The following is a 13693-nucleotide window of genomic DNA, read 5'->3' on the forward strand; positions in this document are numbered from 1 at the left end:
ATGGGCGAATAAACCTTTGGAGACATTTACTGATGCTTTGGAGGCTTTTCGTACAGCGATGTCTTTTCGTTTTTTCCCTTGGCTAACGCAGAATATTGATGTCTTTTCCGCTCACAAAGCGGCTTTGGGCTACATTTGGGCTTGAAATTTGTTTAAGTCCCACTAATTGCTATTACATGAGTATCTCTTGTAGATTTATTGTGTATCTTCAAGAATTGTGTGCGATTGCCCTGGCCACCTAACGAGCATATATAAACGAGCATATATAATGATGAATAGAATAAAATGCTTGACGAAACTCATTAGATCGGAGAAAGGAGGTCAGTCATGGATCTGGTACAGTTTATGGTAGTTATCATCGTGGTTGGGGTTCTATTGTGGCTCGTGAACAACTACATTCCGATGGACAGCAAGATCAAGCAAATCCTGAACATTGTGGTTGTCATCACCCTCGTTTTGTGGATTCTTAAGGTGTTCGGATTGCTGAGTTTTCTCAAGGGAATTCGTATCGGTAGGTGAGTGATGTTCTAGACGGAAGGAAAGGTTGAATTATTATGGATCTGATGTCCATCACACTGGTGGTGCGCTGGCTAATAGGCTGGGGATTGATGTGGCGGTTGCCGCGACTTCCAGACCTTTCAGTCGTCGGTTCGCCTAAAGTCTCGGTCTTGATTCCGGCGAGGAATGAAGAGAGTACCCTCCCTAATTTGCTAACAGCCTTAAAGCAGCAAACATTCAAGCCCTACGAAATCATTGTCATCGATGACCAGTCCGCCGATGCTACCCCACAGATCGCCGAACAGGCTGGGGTGAAAGTAGTGCAGACTAGCCCTTTGCCCACAGGTTGGACAGGGAAAAACTGGGCACTCAAAACCGGATATGCAGCCTCATCTGGCGATATTCTCGTCTTTCTCGATGCCGACACTGAGCCAGGGGAGGAGCTGCTCCGCAGGCTGGTGGCAACTGTTCAACACTTAGGTGGTCTGGTCTCAGTTCAGCCCTATCACCGCACTGAACGCCCCTACGAACTGTTAGCGGTTCTGTTCAATCTCGTCGGCTTGATGGCCGTCAAACTGGGAGCAAGAGGTGGTGTGGCTTTTGGACCGGCTATGGCTACCAGCAAGGATGACTATGAGCGGGTCGGCGGCCACGACGCTGTGGCAGGATATGTTGTAGAAGACTGGTTCATGGCTCATATTTATGAGAGTGCGGGACTGCCAGTGAGTGCATACATTGGTCATGGCCAACTGGACTATCGGATGTACCCCGGCGGGCTGCGGGACCTGGTTGTTGGTTTCGACAAAAACTTTGCAACGGCAGCAGGGGAAGTCTCTTGGCTGCGGATGCTGGCGGTTGTGTTCTGGCTTTCAGGGTTGTTCTGGGCGGCTTGGTGTCTGCCCGCATCCCTATTCGGCTGGCCGATTGTCGGGAATTCATCCTTACTATATAACGTACTGCTTTATCTTGCCTTCGCCATACAGTTAGCCATAATTGTATGGCCAGTGGGTTCATTCGGAGCAATCGTCTTTTTCTTCCCCATTCCGGTTGCCTTCTTCATTGCAGTGTTCCTGCTGGCAATTCTGAATCTCGAACGTGGTCAAATCGAATGGAAAGGACGAAGGATAAGTACCCGATGGCAAGGTGAATGAATGAGATTGTCTATACTACAGTTACCGGATGGGGTAATCGTCGGGCTTTGTGTGGTCGGTTGGACAGCCTGGTCGCTTTTGATCGGTTTTGTCGGTCATCGACTTCCCCTGAAATTCCTAGAAACGGACACCTGCCTGACCCGGCCACGAATCTGGGGGGAAGATAGACAATGGTACAATCGGGTACTGCGGATCAAGCGATGGAAGGATCGGTTGCCAGAAGCAGGGGATTTCTTCCCAGGAGGTTTTCGCAAAACATCCGTTGGCGGTGGGGACTGTGCCGTAATGTCCCGTTTTTTGGCTGAAACCCGTCGCGCGGAATACGTTCACATCGCCATCTGGCTGTTTTGGTTAGTGACGATGCTCTGGACTCCTGGCTGGGGTGTGCTGGTAAACCTCGCCGTGGGAACAGCTTTCAACCTGCCTTGTTTGTGGGTGCAGCGTTACAATCGGCTTCGGCTCCAGCATCTGCTCGTATTGAAAGGACAGGAAAAAACGATATGCTAAAGTATGAACTTGGCTGTGAATTAACCTACAGCATTGAGCAAGCAAGCACTCTAATTCTTAATGTTGCTATTGTCAGCAACAACCATCAGATTATTGTTCAGGAAGACCTCCATTCTAACTCTCAACGGTCGATTGAGGAATACATCACTTCTGTCAGTGGAAACCGATACTTTCGACTCAATGCCCCTCCTGGCAATTTGCAAATTTCCTATCGAGCAACCGTTGGCTTATCTCCTTATTATTCAGACCCCAGTACGATTTTTGAAGTAAAGCCGGCCGATTTACCCCTCGATATCTTGTACTATCTTTATCCGAGTCGTTACTGTCAGTCAGATCGATTATTGCGCTTTGTCGCGGCTGAATTTGGCCATTTAGTCCCTGGTTATTCGCGGGTGACAGCTATCTGTAACTGGATTTATGACAATGTTTTGTATCTCTCTGGTAGCAGTGATTCTTTAACTTCTGCTTGCGATACAGCGATAGAACGGGTAGGCGTTTGTCGTGATTTTGCCCATTTAGGCATTGCTTTTTGTCGGGCCTTGAATATTCCAGCACGCTTTGTTGCCGGCTACGCCTATGGTTTAAATCCCCCCGATTTTCATGCCTGGTTTGAGGCTTATCTAGGGGGTCGCTGGTATCTTTTCGATCCTACCCGCCTTGTGCCTCAGAGCGGGCTAATTCGCGTTGGCACAGGACGAGATGCAGCCGATGTTTCTTTTGCCACTATTTTTGGTCCCGTACAAATGAATCAGATGAGGCTTTTTATGGACTACTTACCCGATGCCAAGCCGATTTCCGAGAATATTTTGATACCGACAACAGAGGCGATCGCCATCTCTTGAGCGTACCCCAGTCAGGTATTCTATTATCGAAAATTTGGGTTGAAAACCCCGTCCTTTGAGGACGGCTTTAAGCTACAATGGAAAAAGCGATAACCAAGCTAAAAACTGAACCCTGACCACAGATAGTAGGGGGTTTCGTTCAGAAAAGAAGTCAAATTCGGCCTTGAACGAGTAAAACTTTCTAGGAAATAAGGTTGAACATGAGATTTTTTCGACTTGTTCAAAGTGGCCGTCCGGCATTCGGACACTCAAAACGGACGGGTCGAAAGTGTCAGACTTAAGCAATTAAGCGTTTTTCGCTATCTGCGTCAACCCCATTGACGCGACCATCCTAAAAAAGTGGCGTGGTGAGCATGTCAATAACATTGTCTTTGAAAAACCCATTTTAGGAGTTGCCCATGTCATCCTCATCCCTACCCATTAAACCGGCTGTACTGGTTGTCATCATTGGTGAAACCGTCTTGCAAGACCGCATGATCAAGCTGCTGCAAGAGTTAGGCGTAACTGGCTATACCCTCTCGCAAGCCCAGGGCGCAGGTCGCCACGGCAACCGCCAGGGAGATATGGTCGGTTATAACACCAATATTGAGATCAAAACCGTTGTCTCGCAGGAAGTCTCGGAGGCGATCTTCTCTGGTCTCGTCGAGTATCAAGCTAATCATGCCTTAATCGCTTTCCGACAAAATGTCGAAGCGTTGACTGGGTTTGAGATAATTTGATTCGTCACTAACCCCGCCCTAAAAGGGACGGGGCTTGCCTAGACCAATTTAGGCGACGCAAGTAGAGACTACCGCATCGAGACACAATCTGGCCCAGACCTCCGAATACTTCCCTAGTTCGGATTCCCTCTAAGCTCTATTGGTAAAGCGTTGTTAGACAAGACATCTTGATTGTGTTGCGGTAAGGGACATTAACTTCACTCTTAAGGATTATCTCCATAGCAAGAGTTCCTGTTATCTCAAAAGACGGAAAGTCGTTAATGCCCACCAAACCCAGTCGGGCCAGGCGGTGGATTAAGGAAGGAAAAGCTATCGGTAAATTCAACGACTTAGATATTTTTTATGTCCAGCTAACCACTGAACCTTCCGATAGCAAAACCCAACCGATTGCTATTGGTATTGACCAGGGTCAATTATTCTCTGGAATTGGCGTTCAATCCTCCCTTTTTACTCTTTGGAAGGCTCACTTAGAACTTCCTTTTAAGCGAGTAAGAGAGTGCCTAGACAATCGCTGCCTAATGCGAAGAGGACGTAGAAAAAGACGGATTAACCGCCAACTTCCCTTTAATCTAAGAGCGCATCGACAAAAACGATTTTCAAATAGAAGACAAGGAAAATTAGCTCCCTCAATCAGAGCTAATCGTCAACGTCTCGACTTCGCTCGACGTTGACGAACTAACCAAAATCTATCCAATTACTGACATTTACTTTGAGTATGTCAAAACCGATATTGATCTAACTTCCAGTAGAAAAGGAGCTAAGTCTAGAAAAAGTTTTTCGCCAGTTATGGTCGGACAGAAATGGGCGATTGAGCAACTATCTCAATTGGCAAAAGTCCATACTCGCTTTGGTTGACAAACCTCTAATCTCAGAAAATATTTGCGACTAGAAAAATCCAAAAATAAAGCAGAACAATCACCAGAAAGTCATGCTAACGATGGCATTGCTAAGAGGGAGGGAGCATCTCACCTTTGTAACCCCTAAATCAGGTTTTATGTCAAGCTATTTTGAAAGCCTTGCTAGAAACCAGTTTTAGGGACAAGTAAATTACTCACTTGCATAAATGAGATACTCCCAAAGAGGGATATTTATGAAGTGGAATCTGACCTGCGGAATGTTGGATATAATCTAATTATGTACTAAAAACAGGAAATTCATGACAAATATTCACTCGATCATCGGTATATTCCCCTCCAATGAAGAAGCAGACATAGTTGTAAGGTGGTAAACGACGTAAATATGGTGGATCTACCACAAGACATGGGTTCCGTAAAGGAGATTTAATTTCTTCTCCCAAAGGAATTGGTTATGTGAGTGGAGATACCGAAAAACAGCTATCTGTAAGCGATGCCAATTGGAAACAATTGGGACAGATAACTGTTAGTAAGATTCAGTTAATTCGTCGTTCTAACGGTTTAATTGTTTCTCACTAACTTATATAAAGCCGCCCTCCGCTATCGCTAAAGGGCGGGGTTTCAGACCCAGTTTTTCGATGAAAGCCCTGTTACTCTACCCTGAGTTTCCCCAGTCTTTCTGGTCTTACGATCGCTTTATGGAAATCGCGGGACTGAAAGCCACCATTCCACCCCTCGGCATCATTACTGTCGCCGCCCTCCTCCCCCAAAACTGGGAGATTCGATTTTATGATCGCAACGTCAATCCTGAAACAGAAGCCGATTGGGAGTGGTGTGAGTTGGTTATCCTCTCTGCCATGTTGGTCCAGAAGCCAGATTTTCAAGCTCTGATTCAAAAAGCCGTGCAGTTAGGCAAAAAAGTCGCCGTTGGCGGTCCCTACCCCACCTCTGTCCCCCAGGATGCCCTGGATTCTGGAGCGAACTATCTCATTTTGGATGAGGGAGAGTTAACCGTTCCCCTGTTTTTGGAGGCGATCGCTCAAGGTCAAAGCCAGGGAATTTTCCGCTCTGGGGACAAGCCAGACGTGACCCTCAGCCCCATCCCCCGCTTCGACCTGCTTCAGCGAGACGATTACTTAATGATGGCAGTGCAGTTCTCTCGCGGCTGTCCCTTTAACTGCGAATTTTGTGACATTATTTCCCTCTACGGGCGCAAACCTCGTACTAAAGAGCCGAGTCAGACTTTAGCCGAGTTGCAGACTCTCTACGACCTAGGCTGGCGCGGTTCGTTGTTCATCGTCGATGACAACTTTATTGGCAATCAGCGCAACGTCAAACGCTTTCTCAGAGACTTGATTCCCTGGATGAAGCAGCACGACTATCCCTTCACCTTTATTACTGAAGCCTCGGTCAATTTGGCAGAAGATGATGAATTACTGCACCTGATGGCTGAGGCGGGGTTTTATTCTGTCTTTCTGGGGATTGAAACTCCTGACCAAGATAGTCTGCAAGTGACGCGCAAACTGCAAAATACTCGCAATCCACTGGTGGAAGCCTGTCGTAAGATTAATGCAGCCGGTTTGCTAATCTATGCTGGATTTATCTTGGGGTTTGATGGAGAGCGCTCTGGTGCGGGGGAAAGGATTCAAGCCTTTGTGGAAGAAACCAGTATTCCTCAACCCATGTTAGGAATTCTCCAATCTTTGCCGAATACGGCTCTTTGGCATCGTCTCCAGCAAGAACAGCGTTTAGTTGAGGGTGACAGCATCCATCCGACGGGAGATCAGAATAGCTTGATGAATTTTATCCCCACCCGCCCGATTGCCGAAATTGCCAGAGAGTATGTCGAAGGCTTCTGGACGCTGTACGAACCCAGCCACTATCTCCGACGCTGTTTCCAACAATGTCTCGGTCTGGGTTTGCAGTCAAAACACAAGCAAACCATGCAATTTCCCGTGGGGAAGGGGTTACGGCTGATTACCCAGTTAATCTGGCATCAGGGTATCCGCCGAGGGAACATTCGGGGACAGTTTTGGCGGCAATTATGGACGATTTTGCGGAAAAAGCCCCAAGTTCTCAATCTGTATTTAGGTCTGTGCGCGGCGGGAGAACATTTTTGGGAGTACCGCGCCTTAGCCAGAGAACGGATTACTCAACAACTAGGCTACGATCCCTTAGAAGTTTCTGGTCGTCCCAACCAGAACTGATTCTGACTCGATAGGGAGGATTGGATTGTATGGTCAAGAGATCGCTCCAGGCCTCCCCTTCGGGAATTAAACAGGCTAAACGAGCCTTTGCGCTCACGGGGTGGACTCAGGAAAATCTAGCAGGGGAAGTGAACTTAAAGACCCGCCAGCCGATTTGGCGGTTTTTCACAGGAAAACCCGTCGATCGCCAGGTTTTCCTGGAAATTTGTTCGATTCTGGATTTGGATTGGCGGGAGATTGCCCTCGCTCCGCCCGCAGAATTTCCTGAACCAGGAGAACTGGCGAAAACTAATATTGATGCTCTGGTGCAAGAGGTGCGAGCGCGACGCCTGGACACCATCCAAAACCAGTGCGGCATCTTGCAGTTACTAGATATCAGCCATCCGGTCAACATTGATGACATCTATGTGGATGTCAATATTTTGGCGGAAATTGCCAGTCAACAGTGGGTGGAGATTGCCGATTGGCAAAACTTGGGTCCCGCTGAATTCGATCGCGTCGGCTTGGGAGAGGTTGAGCAGAAGCAAATACCCGGAATGCAGGCTGTTGAAACTTACTCAAAGCTCAGAGTTTTGGGGAGACCGGGGGTTGGCAAAACTACCTTTTTGCAACATCTGGCGATTCAGTGCAACCAAGGCGAGTTTGCGGCGAATCAAGTGCCGATTTTTATCTTATTGAGAGAATTTGCCGAGGAGTCCAATCCCAGTGGTGAATTTAGCCTGTTCAACTACATCCGTCAGGCATTGCTCACCTCGGGAATTTCCAACCCGTCTGTGCTGGAAACCTTACTGCAAGCGGGCAGAGTCCTGCTGTTGCTCGATGGCATGGATGAAGTTCTCAACCAGGACATTACAGCAGTTCTGAGAGAAATTCGCCAATTCTCAGAAAAGTATCATCGCAATCGATTTGTAGTAACCTGTCGCACCGCTGCCCAAAAACTCCAGATTCGAGGTTTCACTGATGTAGAAATTGCCCCCTTTACCCAGGCACAAATCAGCACCTTCGCGCAAAAGTGGTTTGTGGCACTGAGCAAAACGACTGCTCAAGCGGGGCAGGAGCAGTCGGCTCAGTTTATGCAGAAGTTGGACTTGCCGGAAAACTGGCAATTTCGGCAACTGGTGGTGACACCTCTGTTTCTGCATCTCGCCTGCTGGGTGTTTCAGGGTCAAGGGAAATTTCCGAGCAAGCGGGCTGAGTTTTATAAACAAGGGCTGGATTTGCTGCTGGGTAAATGGGATGAAGCTCGAGGAGTCGAACGCGATCAGGTTTACCGGGGGTTTTTATTGCCCCAAAAATTGAGGCTGTTGAGCCAGCTTGCAGCAGTGACTTTTGAACAGGGGCAGTATTTTTTCGAGCAACGCACGATTGAGCAATACATTGGCGACTATTTGCGGAATTTGCCAGGTGCAACCCTGGAAGCAGAGGAACTCCAACTCGAAAGCGAAGCCATGCTGAAAGCGATCGAGGCACAGCATGGAATCCTCACAGAACGGGCGCGAGGCATTTTTTCATTTTCTTATCTGGCATTTCAAGAATACTTCACGGCTCGAAAAATAGTTGCCAGCCATAATTTGCAGGCATTAGAACAAGCACTGGGAGGGTTGGTGAGTCACATCACCGATTCCCACTGGCGCGAAGTCTTCTTGTTAACGGCTGCCATGTTGCGAAGTGCAGATGCGCTGGTGCAGTTGATGAAGCAACAAATTGATGCCTTAGTCGCGCAAGACTCCTATCTGCAAGAGTTTTTGAGTTGGGCCAGCCAAAAATCCCAGCAGCTCCCAGACGAAACCAAAGTGGCGACCGCACGCGCATTTTACCTTGCCCTTGCCCAAAGCCCGCATACGGCAGATCGCTTTGCCTTAGCCAGCACGCTCGATCAGGGGATGTTTTTAGATGCGGCGTTGGAGAACTTGCTGGTAGAGTTTGCCATCGACCACAGTCAGGATTTTGCATACGTCAATGCTTGTAGCGAGGCACTCAACAACATTCTGGTGATGGTTCTGGATGCTGGATTTTATAAGTCTTTGCAACAATTGAGAGACCAACTGCCACCTCCGAGTCAAAACCTGGAACGGCTTCAGGAATGGTGGCAGAAAAACTATTCTGCCTGGGTGGAACAGTTGCGGTGTGCGATCGCCAATTATCGCAATATTCATCATCCCTGGCAGTTTACGACTGAGCAACAGCAGCTGCTCCAACGCTACTATGAGGCCAATCAACTCCTGATCGATTGTTTGAATAGTAACTGCGAAATAACAGCCGCAATCCGGCAAGAAATTGAAGCCACGTTGCTGTTACCTCAAAAGGACTTGGAAGATCGGGAATGGCAAGGAGATTAAATTGATAGACCACTCATTTGGATTTTACGGGTTCGCTTTCTTTGGGATCATCCTGGCGCGATACTTTCTCGTGGCTGGGGGAACCTATTTGTTCTTCTATTCGCCCTTGAGTCAGTCCTTTGTCAATCACAACCTGCGGCATTGGTCTCCCTCTTGGCGATCGATTCAACAAGATATCACGCTCTCGGTTCTTTCGGCGGGGGTGTTTGCGCTGGCGGCGGCTTTCATCATGACAGGATACAGTTGGGGCATTACCCGCTTATACAGCCACCCTCAACAGTATGGGCTGTGTTATTTAGGGGTTAGTTATGGCGCTGTGTTGGTTCTCCAGGATGCCTATTTCTATTTCACCCATCGCTTGTTTCACCACCCGTCACTCTTTCGGTGGTTACACCAGGGACATCATCGCTCGCGCTATCCTACCCCGTGGACTTCGTTTGCCTTTGACCCACTAGAGGCGATCGTTCAGTCTCTCTTCCTGGTCGGCATTGTCTTTGTCCTTCCCCTGCATTTCATCACGTTAATTGCGGCACTCACCACGATGACGATCTGGGCAGTGTTAAATCATCTTGGGATCGATCGCTTGCCCTCCTCATTTCCCCATCATTGGTTGGGTCGGTGGTTTATTGGTCCTGCCCATCATTCCATTCATCATCGCAAGTACACCGTACATTACGGTCTATATTTCACGTTCTGGGACAAACTCCTCGGAACTCAAGACCCCGATTATGAGCAGAAGTTTGATGAGCGTCTGACGGGTAAAGTCGATGGAATTTAACTCGTGCATCGCCCGTTACATTTTGTCTCGTATTCAAGCAATTCATACAGACTCAATCAATTCACGCATCAAATCAAACAACCGCCTGTTACAGTAATGCCAAGAGCAGAATTATCAACTCGCATCAGGAAATTCAATCGCTATAGTTCGCCATACTATAGGATTTACAAAGCTTTTACCGCATAGCGTTGGAGGGAAAAATGACTTTAACTAACCGTAAACGAGCCGTGGGAATCTTCTCTAGCCATCAAGAGGCAGAGAAGGCACTGAATGGATTACGAGATGACGGATTTGCCATGAATGAGGTATCAATCATTGCCAAAGAGCCTGAACGACTGGAGCAGAGCAACCGGATTGGTGAGACACGAGTTCAAGAGCTTACCGAAACAAAAACAACTCATATTGACGAAGGAGCAAAGACTGGGGCAGCGGCAGGCGGAGCCATCGGAGGACTGACAGGCTTGCTGGTTGGGTTGGGCATATTGGCAATTCCTGGAGTGGGTCCCGTCATGTTGGCAGGGGCGGCTGCAACTGCGATCGCTACCACGTTAGCTGGCGGTGCAATCGGGACGGCTACCGGGGGTTTGGTAGGTGGTCTAATTGGTCTAGGAATTCCAGAAGATCGGGCACGAGTCTATCACGATTATGTGGTTCGTGGAGACTACCTGTTGATCGTGGACGGTACAGATGCTGACATCCTTCAGGCTGAAACAATTCTAAAGCGCCGAGGGATTCGCGAGTGGGAAATTTACAATGCCCTAGCAATTGAAGGCTATGTCGATCCTCCTGCTTCTCGTTTGTAAAATCGGAAATTATTAAAGGATTTGCATCATGAAAAAGATCACAACTTTAATCCTCAGCAGCCTTCTACTGATTGGAACTGTGGCTTGTGGGAACAACGCTAAAACTAGCACCAACGCCCCTTCTTCCACAGAGGAAACGGGGCAAGTTCCTGATACTAAAACAGTCCAAAAGAACCAAAGCGATGCGTCTAGTCAAGTGCGCCGAAATCAACTCAATTCTGATATTCGCGCTCGTGAGCAACGCAACAATCTAACTGGAGGAGATGCGGATCGCGCCAACAGTGACCTTTCCAGTGAAGTTCGCTCTAAGCTAGAAGCCAACATCCCGAAAGGGCAACTTACAGTTTCTGCTAAAGATGGAGCGGTAGTCGTCTCTGGAACCGTAGAAACTCAAGAGCAACTCGACAAAATTGACCCCTTGGCAAAACAAATCAAGGGTGTCAATAGTGTCAAAGTTACAGCAAAGGTGGCGTTGTCAAATTGAAAGATGCTCCGAATCAGCTTGGAACTGAAATTATACTAAATCTGGTTATTAAAGACTGATTATCTATTGCCCCTTTTGCCTATTGCAAGAGTGCCTTTTGCCTGTCCTGATATGTAGCCTATACTCAACGGATTTAGTATTACTTTGATAGCAAGGATTGCATTGCATTTTTCATATTCTAATACTAAATCCTGTTATACTAAATCCTGTTTTAAAAAGATGATAACAATCAGTCATAAGTTAGCCAATGATAGTTATACTAAATCCGTTGAGTATAGGCTACATATCAGGACAGGCACTCATGCAACAGGGGTAATAAATAATCAGTCTTTGATAACAGGATTTAGTATTAGTCAAGTTTTTAATTTCATTAGTCATTGTTTCGAGATACTGACAACGAGTTATCAGAATTTCTTCTATTTCTTCAATCGTCTCAAAATACTGATTAACCAGAAGTTCATCTACTAGAGACCACAATCTCTCGGCTGGCTGTAGTTCTGGCGAATAAGCTGGTAGAAAATCGAGCATGATTCCATCGGGAACTTCAAGTTTTTGACTTCTATGCCCCCCAGCATTATCTTGTACTAATAGGACAATTTTTTCTGCCGATAACCCGACATCTTTTGCCAAAGATTGATAGACTAAACTTAACCATTGATGATTAACTCTTGGGATTAAATACCAGAGTGTTTTTCCTGTTTTTAGCTCAACAAATCCGTAAACATATAACCATTCATAACGAGGATGTACTAGGGCAGAAGGCCTTTCTCCTATTGGAGCCTAGACTTTTCTAATGATTGGTTTTAAGCCAACTCGATGTTCGTCAAAAAACCAGACTTCCACCTGAGAATTGGGAAATTTATCTTTTAATTCTTGGACTTTTACTGGTAAATTTTGCTTAAGTTTTTCTTGTTCAACTGGGTCTCCCTTTTTATGTTTTGGACTGGGCTTTTGACAAGAATATCTCGACTTTTTTAAGTAATCCCATCCCCTTTGATTCCACACTTTTTCTCGTCCTGTTTCCTTTTCTATCCATCTGGCTACCTTCGGACCTGTCCAGATTCCTCCATCCGCAGGACGTTCTTTCAGTTCTTCTTTTAATTTTTCAAATTGTTCTTCCTTCAATAAAGGTTCTTTTCCTCTCCGATGTTCTGCACTTTTTTTCTTGAGATTTTTAACTCCTTCTTCTCCTAATTCATTATATCTCTTGAGAATTTTAAAACTATATTGATAATCTAACCCCACAGCTACTGCCGCATTTTTGATTGTCCATCCTAAGGATATTTTCCACAATAAGTGCCATCTTCTTGTTTCCACTGAGTCTTGACTGCTTCTATATCTATCCTTCAGTTCTTCTGAACTTAGATGTTCGGCTAAGTAAGCTTTCTTAGGCATTTTATCTCCTCGTCTTTACTCGTTTTATTATAACAGGATTTAGTATAATGCACGAGCGCAATGCACACAACTTCCCCTTAGACTTAGCTAGTGGTGAACAGGCTTCTGTGGCTCTGATTGCTCCCGCTATCAATGGTTAATACCAAATCCGTTTTTAATAAGTACCTAAGCAAAATTAATTACACATCCAAGCCGTCACCCGTCAGCCAAAAGCTTTTTGCTGTGACCAGTAAACAGTGAACTAAAAATTCAAATCTGATCCCTGATAGCTGTCCCGGAGTCCCCGTCTCCTGACGACCGTCTCCTGTCTCCGTTCGGACCTCGGCGTGAGCTTTTGTCGAACGCAAAAGCTCACGGCCGAAGCCTGTCTCCTGTCTCGACTGGGAAATTAATTTTGCACGACTACTTATCTTAGATTTTAGTATAAATGCTCGAATCTTTCTGGCCATCTCCCCCCGCAACACCAGGGAAGTGGTCTTCCCTGTCCGGGTAATTTTTTTCTCCCCAATACTAAACGGATTGGTGTTACAAGTGTAGTATAAGAAAGATACCTTTAACAAGCACAACCTAGAAACGGTTTTAGGGTTACTGAGTTTAGAAGTATTAGGAATAGGTGCAGCCTTAAACTGAAAACTGTAACCCCTAAATTATCATCTGCAAAAGTTCCCTGACTTCGTTGTCCATTTAAAGTCAGGGATTAAGGGTTTGCTTGACCCAAATTCGGAATTGTTTTAATACTAAAGCGACCATTACTGGTAGATTTAAAAGCCTATTTCTCATTAATTTCTCATGATTTCCCTGGAGATATTTTAAGGAAGCAAATAAAGTGGGTGTTAAGTATTGAGTTAATTCTTCTACCATTTGAGGAATTGCCAAGGCGGGGGACTGACATTGAGAGCGTAAGTCCAGATTCCTCTCTTTTTTCGGTCGTTGCTTAGAGTGCGTTTTCCCTGACTCACCTGACAGGGGGACAAGCAAGCTGAAAAGCTTATGTAGCATAAAATACAGACACAGACTCCCAAAAAAGATCAGTCATATTTACCATATATGACCTAAATAACGAAAATGATAAGTGAACTATACCAGAAAGTGTTAGAAAATGAACTGGGACGAGCC

At 46.3% G+C, this 13693-nt stretch carries 13 protein-coding genes and 3 pseudogenes; 13 read left to right on the forward strand and 3 right to left on the reverse strand.

The annotated features are described in order from the left end of the window. The 12 genes and pseudogenes from O9334_RS06325 to O9334_RS06380 form a co-directional block, all read left to right on the forward strand. Positions 1–145: pseudogene (locus O9334_RS06325) on the forward strand (IS701 family transposase); the annotation flags it as partial. Between the two features lie 200 nt (positions 146–345). Continuing rightward, a complete protein-coding gene (locus O9334_RS22815; protein WP_312675896.1) occupies positions 346–519 on the forward strand; it encodes a Thivi_2564 family membrane protein in 174 nt (57 codons plus the stop codon). Between the two features lie 35 nt (positions 520–554). Continuing rightward, positions 555–1649 carry a glycosyltransferase family 2 protein gene (locus O9334_RS06330; protein WP_008206545.1) on the forward strand — a complete coding sequence of 365 codons (1095 nt, stop codon included), beginning with the start codon at positions 555–557 and terminating at the stop codon, positions 1647–1649. Then, on the forward strand, positions 1650–2156 hold the full coding sequence (locus O9334_RS06335; protein ID WP_287999685.1) for a glycosyl-4,4'-diaponeurosporenoate acyltransferase CrtO family protein: 507 nt from the start codon (positions 1650–1652) through the stop codon (positions 2154–2156). It abuts the gene before it with no gap. After that, positions 2150–2998: a transglutaminase-like domain-containing protein gene (locus O9334_RS06340; RefSeq protein WP_002783606.1), complete on the forward strand. Its 849-nt coding sequence runs from the start codon at positions 2150–2152 to the stop codon at positions 2996–2998. The genes O9334_RS06335 and O9334_RS06340 overlap by 7 nt, the downstream gene beginning before the upstream one ends. 398 nt (positions 2999–3396) lie before the next feature. Further along, complete coding sequence (locus O9334_RS06345; protein ID WP_002752253.1) at positions 3397–3717, forward strand: P-II family nitrogen regulator; 321 nt, start codon at positions 3397–3399, stop codon at positions 3715–3717. Positions 3718–3935: 218 nt separating this feature from the next. Beyond that, positions 3936–5150, forward strand: a pseudogene (locus O9334_RS23110) (RRXRR domain-containing protein). A gap of 59 nt (positions 5151–5209) precedes the next feature. Beyond that, positions 5210–6778, forward strand: coding sequence for a B12-binding domain-containing radical SAM protein (locus O9334_RS06360; protein ID WP_287999686.1), 1569 nt, complete (start codon positions 5210–5212; stop codon positions 6776–6778). Positions 6779–6807: 29 nt separating this feature from the next. Continuing rightward, positions 6808–9117, forward strand: coding sequence for an NACHT domain-containing protein (locus O9334_RS06365; RefSeq protein ID WP_287999687.1), 2310 nt, complete (start codon positions 6808–6810; stop codon positions 9115–9117). Position 9118: 1 nt separating this feature from the next. Further along, positions 9119–9895: a sterol desaturase family protein gene (locus O9334_RS06370; RefSeq protein ID WP_043998932.1), complete on the forward strand. Its 777-nt coding sequence runs from the start codon at positions 9119–9121 to the stop codon at positions 9893–9895. 200 nt (positions 9896–10095) lie between these two features. After that, positions 10096–10698 carry a hypothetical protein gene (locus tag O9334_RS06375; RefSeq protein WP_002803205.1) on the forward strand — a complete coding sequence of 201 codons (603 nt, stop codon included), beginning with the start codon at positions 10096–10098 and terminating at the stop codon, positions 10696–10698. A gap of 28 nt (positions 10699–10726) precedes the next feature. Continuing rightward, on the forward strand, positions 10727–11182 hold the full coding sequence (locus O9334_RS06380) for a BON domain-containing protein (RefSeq protein ID WP_002777200.1): 456 nt from the start codon (positions 10727–10729) through the stop codon (positions 11180–11182). Between the two features lie 279 nt (positions 11183–11461). On the opposite strand, the gene O9334_RS06385 is transcribed toward O9334_RS06380, so the two are convergent. Together O9334_RS06385 and O9334_RS06390 are read right to left on the reverse strand one after the other, a co-directional pair. Continuing rightward, positions 11462–11956, reverse strand: a complete 495-nt coding sequence (locus tag O9334_RS06385) for a transposase (protein WP_080754293.1) — start codon at positions 11954–11956, stop codon at positions 11462–11464. Between the two features lie 6 nt (positions 11957–11962). Then, positions 11963–12577 carry a helix-turn-helix domain-containing protein gene (locus O9334_RS06390; protein ID WP_045359440.1) on the reverse strand — a complete coding sequence of 205 codons (615 nt, stop codon included), beginning with the start codon at positions 12575–12577 and terminating at the stop codon, positions 11963–11965. Between the two features lie 35 nt (positions 12578–12612). Here O9334_RS06390 and O9334_RS06395 point away from each other — a divergent pair. After that, positions 12613–12717 (forward strand): annotated as a pseudogene (locus O9334_RS06395) (photosystem II protein D1); the annotation flags it as partial. A 550-nt stretch (positions 12718–13267) separates the two neighbouring features. Here the strand turns inward: O9334_RS06395 and O9334_RS06400 are convergent. Further along, on the reverse strand, positions 13268–13453 hold the full coding sequence (locus O9334_RS06400; protein ID WP_193745616.1) for a hypothetical protein: 186 nt from the start codon (positions 13451–13453) through the stop codon (positions 13268–13270). Between the last annotated feature and the right edge of the window lie 240 nt (positions 13454–13693).

Source organism: Microcystis sp. LE19-8.1F, from assembly GCF_027531715.1.
GTDB classification, from domain to species: Bacteria; Cyanobacteriota; Cyanobacteriia; order Cyanobacteriales; family Microcystaceae; genus Microcystis; species Microcystis wesenbergii_A.